The 17,046-nt window shown below is 62.5% G+C and carries 11 protein-coding genes and 2 pseudogenes; 7 read left to right on the top strand and 6 right to left on the bottom strand.

Features of this window, described 5'->3' with window-relative positions; genetic code table 11:
• Positions 1-11 precede the first annotated feature (11 nt).
• Positions 12-1,214, bottom strand: a complete 1,203-nt coding sequence (hutI, locus tag ACD578_RS04185; protein WP_404291145.1) for an imidazolonepropionase — start codon at positions 1,212-1,214, stop codon at positions 12-14.
• A gap of 150 nt (positions 1,215-1,364) precedes the next feature.
• Here hutI and ACD578_RS04190 point away from each other — a divergent pair.
• Both ACD578_RS04190 and hutC read left to right on the top strand, forming a co-directional pair.
• Positions 1,365-2,722 (top strand): annotated as a pseudogene (locus tag ACD578_RS04190) (formimidoylglutamate deiminase).
• A gap of 18 nt (positions 2,723-2,740) precedes the next feature.
• Positions 2,741-3,445, top strand: coding sequence for a histidine utilization repressor (gene hutC / locus ACD578_RS04195; RefSeq protein WP_152714374.1), 705 nt, complete (start codon positions 2,741-2,743; stop codon positions 3,443-3,445).
• Positions 3,446-3,695: 250 nt separating this feature from the next.
• On the opposite strand, the gene ACD578_RS04200 is transcribed toward hutC, so the two are convergent.
• Positions 3,696-4,856 carry a cystathionine gamma-synthase gene (locus ACD578_RS04200; protein WP_404291147.1) on the bottom strand — a complete coding sequence of 387 codons (1,161 nt, stop codon included), beginning with the start codon at positions 4,854-4,856 and terminating at the stop codon, positions 3,696-3,698.
• Positions 4,853-6,229 (bottom strand): pyridoxal-phosphate dependent enzyme, encoded by a 1,377-nt coding sequence (locus ACD578_RS04205; protein ID WP_404291149.1) that lies wholly within the window; start codon positions 6,227-6,229, stop codon positions 4,853-4,855. Before ACD578_RS04205 ends, ACD578_RS04200 begins: the two co-directional genes overlap by 4 nt.
• 539 nt (positions 6,230-6,768) lie before the next feature.
• Here ACD578_RS04205 and msuE point away from each other — a divergent pair.
• Positions 6,769-7,353, top strand: coding sequence for an FMN reductase (gene msuE, locus ACD578_RS04210; RefSeq protein WP_404291151.1), 585 nt, complete (start codon positions 6,769-6,771; stop codon positions 7,351-7,353).
• Positions 7,354-7,478: 125 nt separating this feature from the next.
• Here msuE and ACD578_RS04215 read toward each other — a convergent pair whose 3' ends face one another.
• The 3 genes from ACD578_RS04215 to ACD578_RS04225 form a co-directional block, all read right to left on the bottom strand.
• The gene (locus tag ACD578_RS04215; protein WP_404291153.1) at positions 7,479-10,400 is read right to left on the bottom strand and encodes a hypothetical protein; all 2,922 of its coding nucleotides are present in this window, start codon (positions 10,398-10,400) and stop codon (positions 7,479-7,481) included.
• Positions 10,388-11,965, bottom strand: a complete 1,578-nt coding sequence (locus ACD578_RS04220) for a hypothetical protein (RefSeq protein WP_404291155.1) — start codon at positions 11,963-11,965, stop codon at positions 10,388-10,390. Before ACD578_RS04220 ends, ACD578_RS04215 begins: the two co-directional genes overlap by 13 nt.
• A 466-nt stretch (positions 11,966-12,431) precedes the next feature.
• Positions 12,432-12,737 (bottom strand): hypothetical protein, encoded by a 306-nt coding sequence (locus ACD578_RS04225; protein WP_152717967.1) that lies wholly within the window; start codon positions 12,735-12,737, stop codon positions 12,432-12,434.
• A 117-nt stretch (positions 12,738-12,854) separates the two neighbouring features.
• Here ACD578_RS04225 and galE point away from each other — a divergent pair, with 117 nt between their 5' ends.
• The 4 genes and pseudogenes from galE (at position 12,855) to ACD578_RS04245 (ending at position 16,936) form a co-directional block, all read left to right on the top strand.
• A complete protein-coding gene (gene galE, locus ACD578_RS04230; protein WP_404291157.1) occupies positions 12,855-13,847 on the top strand; it encodes a UDP-glucose 4-epimerase GalE in 993 nt (330 codons plus the stop codon).
• Between the two features lie 118 nt (positions 13,848-13,965).
• Positions 13,966-14,508, top strand: coding sequence for a DoxX family protein (locus ACD578_RS04235; RefSeq protein WP_404291159.1), 543 nt, complete (start codon positions 13,966-13,968; stop codon positions 14,506-14,508).
• A 244-nt stretch (positions 14,509-14,752) separates the two neighbouring features.
• Positions 14,753-15,826 (top strand): outer-membrane lipoprotein carrier protein LolA, encoded by a 1,074-nt coding sequence (locus tag ACD578_RS04240; RefSeq protein ID WP_404291161.1) that lies wholly within the window; start codon positions 14,753-14,755, stop codon positions 15,824-15,826.
• Between the two features lie 134 nt (positions 15,827-15,960).
• Positions 15,961-16,936, top strand: a pseudogene (locus tag ACD578_RS04245) (phosphoribosylaminoimidazolesuccinocarboxamide synthase).
• Positions 16,937-17,046: the final 110 nt, after the last annotated feature.

Here is a 17,046-nt window from a genome sequence, read left to right on the forward strand (position 1 = left end):
TACTTCTTGAGTCACTGTCCTCTCCAGACACGGGCATGAAGCGGGTTGAATCCGATGCGGTAGACGAGCTCCGCCGGGCGTTCGATGTTCCAGATTGCGAGATCGCACGACTTGCCCACTTCCAGCGTGCCGATCTCGTCAAGCTTTCCAAGAGCACGCGCCGCCTCTCGCGTGACGCCGGCGATGCATTCCTCGACCGTCATGCGGAACAGGGTCGCGCCCATGTTCATGGTGAGCAGGAGCGATGTCAGCGGCGAGGTGCCGGGGTTGCAATCGGTTGCCAGTGCCATGCGCGTGCCTGCTTTACGGAAGGCGGCGACCGGCGGCGCTTTCGTCTCGCGCAGCATGTAGAAAGCGCCCGGCAGCAGCACCGCGACCGTGCCCGCCTTCGCCATCGCCGCGGCCCCATCCTCGTCGGTGTATTCGAGGTGATCGGCGGAGAGGGCGCCGTGGTCTGCGGCGAGCTTCGCGCCGTGCAGGTTGGAGAGCTGGTCGGCGTGGAGCTTGATCGTCAGGCCGTGCGCCTTGGCGGCGTCGAACACGCGGGCGGTCTGCTCAGGGGAAAAGGCGATGCCCTCGCAGAAGGCATCGACCGAATCGACTAGTCCTTCGCAGGCAAGCGCCGGCAGTATCTCGTGGCAGACCTTGTCGATGAAGGCCTCCTTGTCGCCGTTCGCCTCCGGCGGCAGGGCATGGGCGCCGAGGAAGGTGGTCGTGATGGATACGGGGCGCACGTCGGCAAGACGCCGCGCGGCGCGCAAGGACCGGGCCTCGGTCTGCAGGTCGAGGCCATAGCCCGACTTGACCTCGACGGTGGTGCAGCCTTCCGCGATGAGATGGTCGAGGCGGGGCAGGGCGCTGGCGACGAGCTCATCCTCGGTTGCTGCGCGGGTGGCCTTCACGGTGGAGACGATGCCCCCGCCGGCGCGGGCGATCTCCTCGTAGCTCGCGCCGTTCAGCCGCAGCTCGAACTCATGCGCCCGGTCGCCTCCGAAGACGAGATGGGTGTGGCAATCGACGAGGCCGGGGGTGATCCAGCGACCTTGGCAGTCGATCCGCTCGGCCGCATCCCAACCGGTCGGGAGATCCTTCGCCGGTCCGGCAAAGGCGATCCGACCATCCTTGGCGGCAACGGCTCCGCTCTCGACGATGCCGAGACCGTCACCGGCCAGAGTAGCAAGGCGAGCATTGAACCAGACCCGGTCGAAGCGCATGTTCCTGCTCCGGTGAGGTTGCGATAATGTCTATACATAATCGCGAAAGATCGATATTGTCTAGACGTATTCGATCGGCTCTGATGGTCCGGCGTCGGCATGGCTTTTTGGCGGCTGTGGTCCGGCGCCATCGACAGTGAAGGTGTCAGCATGCGCAGGCTCATTCTCGATCACGCCCTTCTGCCGGATGGCTGGGCGGAGAATGTCGGAATCGACATCGACGGCGGGATGATCCTCGCCGTCCATGCGAAGGCCTCCGCCGACGGACGCGAGCGCATCGCCGGGATTGTGCTTCCCGGATTGCCGAACCTGCACTCTCATACCTTCCAGCGCGGCATGGCGGGGCTTGCCGAAACCCGAGGACCGGAAGGGGACAGCTTCTGGACCTGGCGGCAGGTCATGTATCGGTTCCTCGGCTCACTCACTCCGGACGATGTGGAGGCCATCGCGGCCTTCGCCATGATGGAAATGCTCGAGGGGGCTTCACTGCGCTCGCCGAGTTCCATTATCTGCATCGTGATGTCGACGGCCGCCCATATGCCGATATCGCGGAGCTCTCCCATCGTATCGCGGCTGCGGCACAGGAGACCGGCATGGGCCTGACACTCCTGCCGGTCTTCTATGCGCAAGGCGGCTTCGGCGGCGTGGCGCCGACTGAGGGCCAACGGCGTTTCATCAATGACGTGGACAGCTATGCCCGGCTGCTCGAAGGTGCTCGCAAGGCCGTGGCCGAGCTCGATGATGCCGTCATCGGCGTCGCGCCGCACAGCCTGCGCGCCGTCACGCCCGAGAGCCTCCGCGATGTCGTGCCGCTGGCCGGCGGGGGGCCGATCCACATCCACATCGCCGAGCAGGTGAAGGAGGTCGAGGATTGCCTGACATGGTCTGGCCAGCGCCCCGTCGCATGGCTGCTCGACCACGCGCCTGTCGACCGGCGCTGGTGCCTGATCCACGCAACCCATCTCGATGCGCGGGAGGTCAAAGGCATCGCGATGAGCGGCGCGGTGGCAGGCCTGTGCCCGATCACCGAGGCCAATCTCGGCGACGGCATCTTCGAAGGTGTCGATTATCTCGCAGCCGGAGGCCGGTTCGGCTTCGGGTCTGATTCCAACATCGAGATTTCGGCGTCGGCGGAGCTCAAGCAGTTCGAGTACAGTCAGCGCCTCAAGCACCGCGCCCGCAATGTCCTGGCCGAGCACGAGGGGCAATCGACTGGGCGCAGCCTCTATGACAGGGCGCTGGCAGGCGGCGCTCAGGCGCTCGGCCGTCGTATCGGAGCCATCGAGGCAGGGCAGCGCGCCGATCTCGTGGTGCTCGATGCCGGCCACCCGGACCTCGCCGCCGTCTCAGGGGACCGCTGGATCGATTCTTACGTGTTCGTCGCGGGCAAGGCTGCCATCGACACGGTGTTTGTTGCGGGCAATGCCGTTGTCAGGAGCGGCCGGCACATCCACCGTGAAACGTTCCGCGCTCGCTACGGACGTGCCATGGCCCGCATCCTGGCATGAGAGAAGATTGAAGGCGGCATGAAACATCTGCACCAGCGCATCCGCGACGATATCGAGGCCCGGATCATGTCGGGCGAGTGGTCCCCGGGCCACCGCATTCCATACGAGCACGAGCTGATGACCGAGTACGGCTGCTCGCGCATGACGGTGAACAAGGTGCTGTCGACGCTCGCCGCCAACGGCCTCATCACGCGGCGACGCCGGGCGGGCTCGGTGGTGGCGGAGCCGAGCAGCCAGCAGGCCGTGCTGCAGATCCAGGATTTCGCCCTCGAGGCGGCGCGGGCCGGCATCGAATATCGCTTCAAGATCCTGCACCGCTCCATCGAACCCATCGATGCCGCCGCCGCACAGCGTACCGGTCTGCCGGTGGAGACGAAGATGCTCTGCCTCTCCACGCTTCACGTCATGGATGACGTGCCGCAAGCCTTCGAGCAGCGCCTGATCAACCTGGCCACCGTGCCCGAAGCCGACCAGGAGGCGTTCAAGGACGATCCGCCGGGCACATGGCTGCTGCGGCGCGTGCCGTGGACGGATGCGGAGCACATCGTGCGCGCCGTCAATGCGGACAGCACGATGGCGAAGCGTTTACAGGTTCAAACGGGAACCGCCTGTCTCGTGCTGGAGCGGCGCACCTGGCAGGCGGGCGCCTTCGTGACCGAGGCGAGGATCACCTATCCTGGTGACCGTCACCAGCTCGTCGGGCGGTTCTCGCCGGTTGCGTGACGGTCCTCGTCATCCTCGGCGAGCCGCAGGCGAGGAAACTGGATCCATTACGCTGGGCGTGGGAGGGGATTCCCTTCCCCTCCGTTGACGCTCCGTCTGGGAATGACACCCTCCTGTCATGGCCGGGCTTGTCCCGGCCATCCCGATTAGGAAGAGCGTTGCGCCTCAATCGATCGAGATCACCGGCACAAGGCCGGTGATGACGAGCGCGTGTTTCGAGGCACGGGACCACGACTAAGGAGCTAATCGCTTACGACAGCGCCGAGCGCAAATCCTGAATCAGGTCGTCCGCATCCTCGATGCCGACCGACAGACGCACCAAGCCATCGTCGATGCCGAGCTCGGCCCGGACCTCCGGCGGCACGGAGGCATGGGTCATGATCGCCGGATGTTCGATCAGGCTTTCCACGCCACCCAGACTCTCGGCGAGCGTGAAGAGCTGGCAGCGCTCCAGGAAGCGTGTCGCGCCGTCGAGGCCGCCCTTGATGCGGGCGGTGATGATGCCGCCGAAGCCGCGCATCTGGCGCTTGGCCAGCTCGTGCTGCGGATGCGAGGCGAGGCCCGGATAAATCACGCCGTCCACGCCTGGATGGCTATCCAGTAACTGGGCGATCTTGAGCGCCGAGGTGCAGTGCCGCTCCATGCGCAGTGAGAGCGTCTTGAGGCCGCGCAGGGCCAGGAAGCTGTCGAAGGGTCCGGAGACGGAACCGACGGCGTTCTGCAGGAAGGCGATCTTCTCCCGAACCTCTTCATTCTGGCCCACGATGACGACACCGCCGACCATATCGGAATGGCCGTTGAGGTACTTTGTCGTGGAATGCACGACGATGTCGAAGCCGAATTCGAGCGGGCGCTGCACCCAAGGGCTGGCGAAGGTGTTGTCGGCGACGAGCCAGGTGCCGTGCCCGCGCGTGGCGGCCGCGATGGCTTCGAGGTCGGCGAGCTTCAGGAGCGGGTTGGTGGGCGTCTCGACCCAGACGAACTTGGTGTTGGGACGCAGAGCCGCCTTCACCGCATCCGGATTCCCAAGATCGACATAGGTTATGTCGAGCCCGGCCGATTTCCTGCGCACGCGCTCGAAGAGGCGACGCGTGCCGCCGTAGAGATCGTCGGAGGCCACGATGTGCGAGCCATGCTCCAGCATGTCGAGCACGGTCGCGCTCGCCGCGAGTCCGGATGAGAAGGCGTAGGCCGCGGTGCCGCCCTCGAGATCCGCGATGCATCGCTCGAAGGCCATGCGGGTCGGGTTCTGCGAGCGGGCATATTCGAAGCCCTTGTGAACGCCTGGGCTTTCCTGCGCGAAGGTCGAGGTGGCGTAGATCGGCATCATCACCGCACCCGTGGTGGGATCCGGCGACTGGCCTGCATGGATGCAGCGGGTGGCGAAATCGAGCTGGTTGCGGGCGGTCATGAGGCCTTGATCCGGAAGAAGTTGATGAGGTCGATGCGGGTGGCGAGACCGACGAAGGTGTCGCCATCCATGATCACCGGCACGAGACCGGCTGCGAAGAGGGGCAGAAGCTCCTTGACGGGAGCATCGGCGGAAATCGTCTGCAGGCGCGACACCATCACGTCGCGCACCGGCTTGTCGAAGACGCTCTGGGGAGCGCCCTCATTGGCGACAAGCGCATCGAGGATGTCGCTTTCGTCGATGAGCCCGACCACATGACCGTCTTCGATCACCGGCAGCTGCGAGATGTCGGAGGAACGCATGCGGGCGAAAGCGGAGCGCAGGGTCTCGCTGGGCGACACGAAGATGGTCGCGCCTTCGCCGAAGGGATTGATCACCACATCGCGCGCGGTGCCGGTCGTCTTGCGGTCCAGCCAGCCTTCCTGCGCGATGAAGGCATCGTTGAACACCTTCGACAGGTACTTGGCGCCCGTATCGCACACGATGGTGACGACCCGCTTCGGTTCCGTCTGCTCGCGGCAATAGCGCAAGGCGGCCGCGAGGAGGGTGCCGGAGGAGGAACCTGCCAGAATGCCCTCCTTGCGCAGGAGCTCGCGCGCTGCCGAGAAGCTCTCCTTGTCGCCGATGGAATAGGCCTTCTTCACCAGCGAGAGGTCGCAGTTCGGCGGGACAAAATCCTCGCCGATCCCCTCGACGGCCCAGGAGCCGGCTTCGGTCATCTGTCCGGTCTCGACCAGCGGGGCGAGGATCGAGCCTGCAGGATCTGCCAGCACCATGGCGGTCTTGGGCGAAGCCTTCTTGAGATAGCGCCCGACACCCGTGAGGGTGCCGCCGGAGCCGACGCCGACCACGACGGCATCCACGTCGCCTTCCATTCCTTCCAGGATCTCAGGGCCGGTGCTCGCCTCGTGGGCGGCCGGGTTGGCGGGGTTCTCGAACTGGTTGATGTAGACGGCGCCGGGCGTCCTGCCGGTGATCGCCTGGGCGAGGTCTTGGTAATAATCCGGGTGGCCCTTGCCCACATCGGACCGGGTGATGACGACTTCGGCGCCCAGGGCCTTGGCGTGCAGGACCTTCTCCCGGGACATCTTGTCCGGCACCACGAGGAGCGTGCGGTAGCCCTTGCTGGCGCCGACCAGCGCCAAGCCGACGCCGGTGTTGCCGGCTGTCGCCTCGATGATGGTGCCGCCCGGTTTCAGGCGTCCGTCGGCTTCCGCCGCTTCGATCATGGCGCGCGCCGGACGGTCCTTGATGGAGCCGCTGGGATTGGCGCTCTCAAGCTTGAGGAAGAGCCTGCACGGACCGGTGTCCAGACTCGTCACCTCGACGAGAGGCGTTTTTCCGATCAGGTCCAGGGCTCCATGGGCAGCCATTTCGCATCTTTCTAATGTGGAATAGATTATTTGTTTCTTTTTTGACGTGAAACAGGATTGTCCTTACAGATCCTTCCGTGGATTGTCACCTGTCGTTCTGATCGCTCAACTTCGATCCACTGCCTTTGGTCCCTTGGGACCGGCGGCCCGACCCGCTTCGGTCGAAGCCGGATGCACCTCGCGCGGCAGAATCTCCCAAAGCACTGCAAAAGAGAAAATTTTTCTTTTTGTTCGGTTTAAAGAACAATTGCGTTGACAGAGCGGATATCGCGGATGAACCTGCTTCTGTTTTCAGGGCTCAGGAGCCTGCGAAAACCGCGGTGACTTAAGGTGAGCAACTTGCGCCGCGTGATCAGACGCTAGCGCATTGCGCGGAAAAGTGGACACGGTTTTTCACTGACGCGGACCATCAGTTCGCGCCGAGCGATGCGTCAGCCAGGAAAAGGAACATCGGATCAATTCCAAAATGGATTCCACATTTGGATCCGATGCCAAGGTGCTGCGGGGCAAAGGACGCCTCGCATCAGAAAGGGTTCTCCATGACGCACCCTCGGATTGTCGGCATCGCCGGCAGCTTCCGCCGCCCGTCCAAGACACGGTCTCTTGTCGAAACGATCGGTGCCGAGATCGGGCGGACTCGATCGGTCGACTTCGTCGTTCACGATCTGGTGGAAATCGGACCTGGTCTCGGCGGTGCCTTCTCGCGCACGCAGTTGGCGCCGGACGCCGCCCGCGTCCTCAGGGACATCGAGACCGCGGATGCCCTGATCGTGGGAACCCCCGTCTTTAAGGGATCCTATACGGGCCTGTTCAAGCACCTGTTCGACCTCGTCGAGCCCGACGCTCTGAGGGACGTGCCCGTGTTGCTGACCGCGACGGGCGGTGGGCTGCGCCACGCTCTCGTGGTCGAGCACTACCTGCGCCCGCTTTTCGGCTTCTTCGAGGCGCTCACCATCCCGACCGCCGTCTATGCGAGCGAGAGCAATTTCATCGACGGCACACTCGTGGACGCCGCCGTGCGCGAACGAGCCTCGACGGCCGCCGCGCAGCTCTCGACCGTGCTGGGTCAGCGCGTTGAGCAGACACGCAGCCGTGAACCGGTACGGCTCGCCGCCGTCCGCTGAGGGGCAGCTCATGTGAGCGAGCGATCCTGAAGCGGCTTAAGCCGGCCGCATTCTTGCTCTGCTCAAAAGATCAAAAAGAAAGGGCCCCATAGCCGTTGGCCGGGGCCCTCTTTCATTCCGCCGCGTTAGATCACGAAGAAGTCCTTGTAGGTCAGCTTGAGGTTCTTCGAGAGCTGCGCGAATTCCACGGCCTCCTTGGATCCCGACCCGTCGGCATCGTAGCTGAGGACGCCCGTCTTCTTGTTGTAGATCAGGTAGTCGTCCTTCTCACGCGCCTTGGTGCCGGTGACGAAGAACTCCTTGTTCAACTGTCCCGGATTGGATGACGTCCCGCTTCCCAGCTTCCTGAAGATCGCGTTGTCGAGCCAGAGGCTGTCGGACGTGACGCTGAAGTCCTTGATCGTGTCGAAGTTGACCTTGCGATCCGTGCTGGGCGTCCCGAGTTTGTCGCTGAACACGAAGGCATCGCTGCCCGCATTCCCGTAAAGGATGTCGTTGCCGGAATCGCCATCGATCACGTCGTCGCCGGAACCGCCGTAGACCATGTCGCGACCGCCGCCGCCATTCACGTGGTCGTTGCCGGCGTCGCCATAGACCTTGTCGTTGCCGGCGCCGCCATAGACACGATCCTTGCCAAGACCGCCATAAACCAGGTCATTGCCGCTGTCGCCGTAGAGCCAGTCATCACCGTTGTCGCCATAGACTTTGTCGTGTCCAGTGCCGCCGTAGAGCTTGTCATCCGCGCCACGGCCCTTGATCACGTCGTTGCCGCCTAGACCCTTCATGATGTTGATGTTGTCATTGCCGGTGAGGGTGTTCCCCTTGGACGTGCCGTTGCGGGTTTCAGTCGGAATTGTGGGAACTCCGGGATCGCTCGGAGTGCCGGTGCCGCCAGGAGTGCCGGTGCCGCCAGGAGTGCCGGTGCCGCCAGGAGTGCCGGTGCCGCCAGGAGTGCCGGTGCCGCCAGGAGTGCCGGTGCCGCCAGGAGTGCCGGTGCCGCCAGGAGTGCCGGTGCCGCCAGGAGTGCCGGTGCCGCCAGGAGTGCCGGGGTCGGGCGGCGTTACAAGGGTGTAATCGCTTGCATGAATCGGAGCGCCACCGGATACGCGGAAGCTCTCGGAGTAGCTCCCGTCTGTAACGGTCCAGTTCCCATTCCCGGCGTTGGCCAGGGTCGCCTGACTGGAGAAGCCGACGAATTTAATCCGGTCGCCTGCCAGCGCGTTGTTGCCGGTAAAATCGGCAATCGTGTCCCCCTGGAACTCACCCTTGCGGAGGATGAACACATCATCGCCCGCACCGCCCGTCAACGAGTCCATTCCCGCGCCGCCGTCGAGCGTATCATTGCCACTCTGGCCGTACAGCTTGTTATTGTGATCGTTGCCGGTAATGACATTGTTGAGCTCATTTCCCACACCCTGAAGGTCAGGTTTCGTCGCATCTGCAGGAACACCCAGCGTAAGGTTCTCGACATTGGCAGCCAGTGGTCTGTCGAGGGGAACGGAGATTGAGCTGATCACCGTGTCGGTTCCGGCATCGGCAGCCTCGTTCACCACGTCGCCCGTATGATTGACGTGGTAGATGTCGTCGCCCGCTCCTCCATTCATCGTATCGGCCCCGGAGGTGCCGGTGATCTCGTTGTCACCGTCGTCACCTGTCAAAACAGGTTCGGGCGGCGTCAAAAGGTTGTGATCGCTTGCATGAATCGGAGCGCCACCGGAGACGTGGAAGCTCTCGGAGTAGCTTCCGTCATTAACGGTCCAGATCCCGTTCGCGGCATATGACAGGACCGCCAGACCGGAGAACCCGACAAACTCGATCCGGTCGCCTGCCAACCCGCCGTTGCCGGTGAAGTCGAAAATCGTATCACCCGCGAACTGGCCCTTTCGGAGGATGAAGACATCATCTCCCGCACCGCCATACAACGAGTCGGCTCCCGCGCCGCCGTCGAGCGTGTCATTGCCGACAAGGCCGTACAGCTTGTTATTGTGATCGTTGCCGATAATGACATTGTTGAGCCCATTTCCCGCACCCTGAAGGTCAGGTTTCGTCGCATCTGCAGGAACACCCAGCGTAAGGTTCTCGACATTGGCAGCCAGTGGTCTGTCGAGGGGAACGGAGATTGAGCTGATCACCGTGTCGGTTCCGGCATCGGCAGCCTCGTTCACCACGTCGCCCGTATGATTGACGTGGTAGATGTCGTCGCCCGCTCCTCCATTCATCGTATCGGCCCCGGAGGTGCCGGTGATCTCGTTGTCACCGGCATCCCCATTCAGGATCGGGCCTGGTGCCGACAGAAGATTGTGATCGCTTGCGTGAACCTTAGCCCCGCTGGAGACGCGGAAGCTTTCGGAGTAGCTCCCGTCGGTGACTGTCCAGGTACCGTTCCCGACATAGGACAGGATCGCCTGACTGGAGAAGCCGACGAATTCAATTCGGTCGCCTGCCAGCGCGTCGTTGCCGGTAAAATCGGCAATCGTGTCGCCCTGGAACTCACCCTTGCGGAGGATGAACACATCGTCGCCCGCACCGCCCGTCAACGAGTCCACTCCCGCGCCACCGTCGAGCGTGTCATTGCCGTCAAGGCCATACAGCTTATTGTCCTGAGCATTGCCTGTAATGACATTGTCTAGCCCGTTACCCGTGCCTTCGGTGGCAAGCCCCGTCAGCACGAGGTTCTCAACGTTGGCCGCCAGAGGCTTGGTGCTCGAAATGGACACCGAGCTGATCACCGTGTCGACTCCGCCTCCGGCTCCGGCAGCCTCGTTCACAACGTCCCCACTGTGATCGACATAGTAGGTGTCGTTGCCCAGTCCGCCGTTCATTGTATCGGCGCCGCCATGGCCGTCGAGCGCGTTGTCGCCGTCATTGCCGTTCAGGACGTTCGCACCCGTGTTGCCGGTGGCATTCAGGTTGGCCGAACCCGTGAGCGTCAGTTCCTCTACCTGAGCAGAGAGGACGTAGCTGACCGAGCTGAACACCCGATCATAACCGCCCAGTTCGTTACCACTTGCGTCCTTGCTGGCTTTCTCGACGATCAGATCAGCCACGTTGTCGACATAATACGTGTCGTGGTCGTTGCCGCCATCGAGGCTGTCCGCGCCGGCGGCGCCATCAAGGTATCCTGGCCGTCACCGCCCTTCAGCGTATTGTTGGCCACGTTGCCGACGATCAGATTATCGAGTTCGTTGCCATATCCGTTGACGGTGGCCGTATCCGTCAGAGTCAGGTTTTCCACATTGGAGGTCAGGGTGTAGGTAATGGAGGAATAAACATGATCCGTTCCCTCTCCAACATTCTCGATGACCAGGTCGCCCGAGTGGTTGACCGTGTATTCATCGTTGCCCGCGGCGCCGGCCATGGTATCGGCGCCCTCGGTGCCGGCAATGGCGTTATCGCCCGCATTGCCGGTCCAGATGTAACCTGGGACCGAGATATCACCTGAGTCCATGCCGCTGATCGTATTTCCGGAAACGTTTGTGCCGGTCGGGCCGGCATCGTCGTTGGTCGGCTCCTCGCGGACGCCGTAGCGGGAATTGACGTTCCCAGTCGAGGAGATCTGATTGTTCAGGATCTGCGTGTTGTGGGAATAGTAGGTGTTCTGCGAGTAATCGTCGTCGAAGCGCTCGCGGATGTTGATCTCGTCATACTTACCGTCGAGTTCCTGCGAGTTGTTGGAGATACGGCTGTCCTGAACCGTCACATCGGTCGATCCCTCAATCTTAACGCCTTGGCGCTCATTGCCGTAGATGGCGACGTCCGTGATGGTGATCTGCTCCGACAGCTTGACAAGGATGCCTTCCTTGCCGTTGTCATGATAGGAGCCGCCGATGATCTCGATGTCGGATACCCAGGGGATCTCCATCGAGCCCGCGGGAGGAATGTTGCCGCGCTGGATGGTGAGTCCGGCGCCTCCGGCCAGAGCGCCCTGGTACATATACAGGTAGCCGTTACCGTAGGCTTCGTTATCCTTGAGAACGAGGTTCGTCGTTTCGTTCTGAATGTTGAAGCCGTGTCGATCGTTGTCGTAGGCGATGTTGTTCTCGTAAAGGCCACCCACAACCGCGTCCGCCACGAAGCCATCAAGTCCGTTGTTGTGAGACTCGGAATTCATGATCGTTAGGTCATATGTGACTTCGTGCGGGTTAATCCCATAGGCCGTACAGTTCATCACCTCTACGTTATCAATGGTGATGTCGGACTGGGTGCGGCCGGTGCCGTCCTCCTTGATGCCGCAGATGAACCCTGCTTGGTGTCCAGTATTGTTCTCCCGATTGCCGTCGATGACGAGATTGGACATCGAGACATTCTCGACGGTCTCTAGTTCCGTCCGCACGATGCCATTGATTCTTTCATTGAAATTATCAACTAGCTTGATCGTGGAATCGCGTGTGCCCGCGCCGACAAGAGCAACGCCCGACATGAGCTCAACTGCACCCTTGGAAGGGTTCGTTGGGTCACCGCTCACCATATACGTTCCGGTGGCAAGCTGAACCGTGACCTGACCTTCCGATTGATGAGATTTATAATACGCGTTTGCGGCCGCGATAGCGCTATTGATGGCCGCCATGTCTTTTGTGGCATCGCCGGTTGGCGTATCGACATTGAAGATCATGATAATGTCCTTGCAAATCCAAATGTGTGCGTGTCAGCTCGATCGCGAGCGTCATCGTCACCGGAACGTCTCCAGTGCGCGCATTGCGAAAGCCGATTGTTCTGGGGTGACCGCCGGCAGAGCGGCGGTGTTCAGATGTGTGGCGCTAGAAATCTGCAAAAGCGACGCTGCCACAAGGGCAGGTTACCCATTCGGGTCTTCGAGACGGGATTGGCTTCCGTCTCGCTTGAAGTCATGAGCATCGGGGCGTTTTCCTCTGCGGTATCGGCCTGATTACTCAGAATTAAATAGGCATATTACCCAAAGTGAAATGGATCTATTTTATACTCGTGGGGCAATTCGGAGTTAATGAATCGGATGTCATGAATAGGTGTAATGCTGTTGAAGTATAAGCCTACCTCGAATGGGAGGAATCCTTTTGGTAATGCCCTAATATCCAAATGGATCAGGTTGCGCAGGCGTTTGATCATTTGAGGAGATCGAAAAGCTGTCCCGAGCATTGGGCGACAAGGATCAGCAGGAGAATGCCGATGAACCACAGCCAGGAGCCTCTCCGCTGCGGTTGGGTGGTCGGCGGTTGGGGCACATGAGGTCTGATGACGGGTGTCGGAGGTGCAGGCAGGCGCTCGATCAGTTCGGCCGATGCGGCGGCAATGCTGCCGGCCGTTCCGATGAACCTGAAGCTCATGGGAATTCCGCCGACGAAGCCGACCTCGGCCGGCTGAACCGTGCCGTCATGATGAACCCACCAGTATTCCTTGCGATCATCCATCCTGCATCCTTTCAAAATCGACCCGCTGGCCTTCCCTTGGGATCAAACTGATCTAGAAATTCAGAGCCAATAAAGCCAGCATGGCGAAAAGTTGAGCAGGGTTTTTCAGGAGATCCCATGAACGTTCTCGTAACAGGCGGGGCAGGGTATATCGGCGGCCATATGGTTCTGGCGCTGCTGGATGCGGGCCACAAGCCGGTCGTGTTCGATAATCTGTCGACCGGTTTCCGCTGGTCGGTTCCGGACGGCGTACCTCTCGTCGTCGGCGACGTGGGCGATTACGAGCTGGTCCTTCGGACGCTTCAGCAGCATCGGATCGATGCCATCGCCCATTTCGCCGCGAAGCTCATCGTGCCGGAATCCGTGTCCGATCCGCTCGGCTATTACCTGAACAATACCGTCAAGAGCCGCTCCCTCATGGCGGCGGCCGTTGCTGCGGGCGTTCGGAAGTTCGTGTTCTCGTCGACGGCCGCCGTCTACGGCGACACCTCCGACAAGCCGATCGATGAGGATGCGCCTTTGGGACCCCTGTCACCTTACGGCAGCTCGAAGCAGCTGACGGAGGTGATGCTGCGCGATGTCGCGGCGGCTCATGACATGCGCTACGTGGTCCTGCGCTACTTCAACGTGGCGGGGGCGGATCCGCTGATGCGCCACGGCCAGTCGACGGCGAATGCCACCCATCTGATCAAGGTGGCGGTCCAGACGGCGCTCGGCATGCGATCGCACATGGAAATCTACGGCACGGATTATCCGACGCCGGACGGCACCTGCATCCGGGACTACATCCATGTGAGCGATCTGATCGCGGCCCACATGCAGGCCCTGACCCATCTGGATGAGGGTGGCGAGAGCCTCGTCATGAACTGCGGCTACGGGCACGGCTATTCCGTGTCCGAGGTCATCGAGACGGTTCGACAGGTCTCGGGCAAATCGGTGGACGCACGGATCGGGCCACGGCGAGCCGGCGATCCGGCGACGATCGTGGCCGATCCGTCCCGCATCCGCTCCAGGCTCGGATGGGAGCCGCGCCATGACGATCTCGCCACCATCGTGGACCACACCCTGCGCTGGGAGACCATGCTCCGGGAAAGGAACCTCAGGCTCTGAAGACCAGTGAATCGTGGCCCGCCGCTAAGAACGGGTTAAGAACCTCTGTCTCAAATGCTCGTCAGGCGGCCGGCCGATCCCCGGCGCCGCCGGAACTGACGAGTTGGAGGGCGAAGGCATGGGCGAGGACAGAAGCGCGGGCGTCAATGGAATTCTGCTGCTGAACCGCCTCCTGCTGGCAGGCTGCTTTCTGCCGGTCGCCATCGGGCGCCTCTCGAACATCTCCGGGCTTGCCGCCGCATTGACCCTGAAGGGCATGCCCTATGGCGATGTGGTGGCGACTGCGATCATTCTGGCCGAGGTGTTCGGGCCGCTGGCCCTGATCTTCGGGATCGCGCCGCGTCTGAGCGCCTCCGTTCTCATTGCGGCGCTGGTAGTGACGACAGGCACCCTGCATCGCTTCTGGGACTATGGCGGCCTGAACCGCCAGGCCGAGCAGGCGGTATTTCTGTCTCATCTCGGGGTTCTGGCCGGTCTGCTTTTCTACGGCCTGACGGGCCCCGGTGCGTGGAGCTGGCAGGGCTGGTGGCGAGGCATGAACGGCAAGGCGAAGCCCGCCAAGGGCAAGAAGAAGCAACCGTCCCGCCCGCGCTCTCCGAAGCCCCGGCCAGCGCCAGCTCGCCCCATGGCGGATGAGGACGAACTGGCTGATGCCGCCTGAGATGAGGTGCGTTCGCTCTAGAGCATCGGATGGATGCTCCTCTTGGCAGGCGCATCGTTCGGGCGGAAACCGGGTCCACTTTTCGCTGACGCGGCCCTCCAGGTCCGCACGATGCGCTAGACACGACTCGCTTTTGCCTGCAAGGCTCCTGCCTTCATTCAGCCTCTTATCCAAGCCATAAAGCATTGCTGCGCCGTGCTTTTGCGCACGGGCATCGGTGATTTTTCAGGTTAGCAGTGGCGTCATGCTCAATTCGTCTGTGCGTTGCATTCTTGGTCTTGCCGTCGCTCTCGCGTGCGCATCTCCCGCCGTTGCCCAGCAGCCTTCCGACCCCCTGACACGCTTCCTCGACGGCGTTTTCAAGAAGCCCTCGGCCCCGGCCGCCAGCGCTTCGCAGCAGACTGCGCCGCAGGCCGCACCCCAGCCGCCGGCTGCCCCACGCCCTCAGGCGCAGCCGCAGCAGGCTCCCAAGCCGAAGGCGACGGTGCAGAAGCCTAAGACGCCGCCACAGCGGACTGCTCAACCACAGCCCCAACCCACGCCTCAAACCGCAGCGAAGCCGGAGCCGCAGGCGCCCACTCCCGAGAAGGTGGAGGCGAAACCGGCCGCCCCCGAACCGCAGAAGCCTGCGACCGAAGCGCCCGTGCAGGCGGCCGAGCCGGCCAAACCCGCCCCGCCGCCCCCGGCCAAGGTGGCGGAGCCGCCAAAGCCTGCCCGGTCCACCCCGGCGCCGTCCGCACCTCCTCCGACCTCCGTCGCCGCGCCGTCTTCCACGCCGACGCCGACGTCGCCGCCCGGGCCCCGCACGCCCGAGGAGGCTCTCGACCGGGTCAATGCCTATTTCAACAGCCTCGACGTGATGTCGGCCTATTTCGTGCAGAAGAACCCGAACGGCCAGCAGGCCGAAGGCACGCTCTCCATGCGCCGGCCGGGCCAGTTCCACTTCGCCTATGCTCCGCCGAGCACTCTCGAGGTGGTCTCGGATGGACGCAACGTGGCGATCCGCGACAAGAAGCTCGGCACCAACGATGTCTATCCCGTCGGGCAGACGCCCCTGAAATTCCTGGTCCAGGACAACATCGACCTGTCGCGGGACACCAAGGTCCGTGACGTGCAGGTGGGCCGCGACGGCATGGTGACGGTCCGGTTCGACGACAGCGCGACCCTCGGCGGCACGTCGAAGATCACTCTGCGCTTCGACAGCCGGGCCAATGCGCTCAAGCAATGGACCATCATCGACGCCCAGGGCTACGAGACCTCCGTGACCCTGTCTGGTCTCAACGCCACCTACCGCCGGGATGCCAGGGCTGGCCAGTAGGGCCTGGAATGAGGCCTGTTCTCGTGGACAGGGCAGGTTTTTCGCTGACAGGGCCTAGCACACGCGCGATTTCAGTCTAGAACTCCGCCCAGCCGCCTCCCAAGGGAGGCCCTCGTATCCCTTGGCAGGTGAGCATGGTGGATAAAGCAGCCCTTGGAGCTTATGCCGGTTACGTCCTCGAGGACGCGACCATCCCGGAACTGCCGAACCACTATCGCGGCAAGGTGCGTGACAATTACGACCTGCCGGACGGACGCCGGATCATCATCGCGTCGGACCGCATCAGCGCCTTCGATCAGAATCTGGCCGCCATCCCGCTCAAAGGGCAGGTGCTGACGCAGACCGCCAAGTTCTGGTTCGAGGCGACGGCGGATATCTGCCCCAACCACGTGATCGAATATCCGGATCCGAACGTGCTGGTTGGCCGCAGGCTCACCATCCTGCCGGTCGAGATCGTGGTGCGCGACTATCTCGCCGGCACGACCGGGACCTCGATCCTCTCCCTCTACAAGGCCGGCCAGCGCGAGATGTACGGCATCCGCTTGGCCGAAGGCATGCGCGACAATGCGAGGCTGCCGCAGACCATCATCACGCCGACGAGCAAGGCTTTCCACGGTGGCCACGACGAGCCCCTCACGCCTGCCGAGATCGTCGAGCAGGGGCTCCTGAGCCAGGAGCAGTGGCGAACGGTCTCCGACTATGCTCTCGCGCTCTTCGCGAAGGGCAGGGAGATGGCCCGCGAGCGCGGCCTCATCCTCGTCGATACCAAATACGAGTTCGGCATCGACGAGAGCGGGAAGATCATGATCGCCGACGAGATCCACACGCCTGACAGCAGCCGCTATTGGTTCCTGGAGAGCTACCAACAGCGCTTCGAGGTCGGCGAGAGGCCTGGAGAGCTTCGACAAGGATTTCATCCGCACCTGGGTCGTCGCCCGCTGCGATCCCTACAAGGACGAGATCCCCGAGATCCCGCAGGACGTGGTGCTGGAGACCTCACGCGTCTACATCGATGCCTATGAGCGCATCACGGGCCAGACCTTTGCTCTGCCGCCGAAAGACGTGCCGGTGCTGGAGCGGGTGCGGCGGAATCTGAAGGCATATTTCTGAGGCCGATTGACGATCCGGCCTCACATCCATAAGATCACCCCATGATCACCGGTCGCCACAGCTTCACGAATTATTTTACGCCGTCCCCATAGGGCGGCTCCGTTCGGTTG

This window comes from Microvirga sp. RSM25 (assembly GCF_044784385.1).
In the GTDB taxonomy this organism is placed as follows: Bacteria; Pseudomonadota; Alphaproteobacteria; order Rhizobiales; family Beijerinckiaceae; genus Microvirga; species Microvirga tunisiensis.

Coding starts and splice junctions, on each gene's coding strand:
- hutI (WP_404291145.1), bottom strand. CDS start 1,214: ATGCGCTTCGACCGGGTCTGGTTCAATGCTCGCCTTGCTACTCTGGCC.
- hutC (WP_152714374.1), top strand. CDS start 2,741: ATGAAACATCTGCACCAGCGCATCCGCGACGATATCGAGGCCCGGATC.
- ACD578_RS04200 (WP_404291147.1), bottom strand. CDS start 4,856: ATGACCGCCCGCAACCAGCTCGATTTCGCCACCCGCTGCATCCATGCA.
- ACD578_RS04205 (WP_404291149.1), bottom strand. CDS start 6,229: ATGGCTGCCCATGGAGCCCTGGACCTGATCGGAAAAACGCCTCTCGTC.
- msuE (WP_404291151.1), top strand. CDS start 6,769: ATGACGCACCCTCGGATTGTCGGCATCGCCGGCAGCTTCCGCCGCCCG.
- ACD578_RS04220 (WP_404291155.1), bottom strand. CDS start 11,965: ATGATCTTCAATGTCGATACGCCAACCGGCGATGCCACAAAAGACATG.
- ACD578_RS04225 (WP_152717967.1), bottom strand. CDS start 12,737: ATGGATGATCGCAAGGAATACTGGTGGGTTCATCATGACGGCACGGTT.
- galE (WP_404291157.1), top strand. CDS start 12,855: ATGAACGTTCTCGTAACAGGCGGGGCAGGGTATATCGGCGGCCATATG.
- ACD578_RS04235 (WP_404291159.1), top strand. CDS start 13,966: ATGGGCGAGGACAGAAGCGCGGGCGTCAATGGAATTCTGCTGCTGAAC.
- ACD578_RS04240 (WP_404291161.1), top strand. CDS start 14,753: ATGCTCAATTCGTCTGTGCGTTGCATTCTTGGTCTTGCCGTCGCTCTC.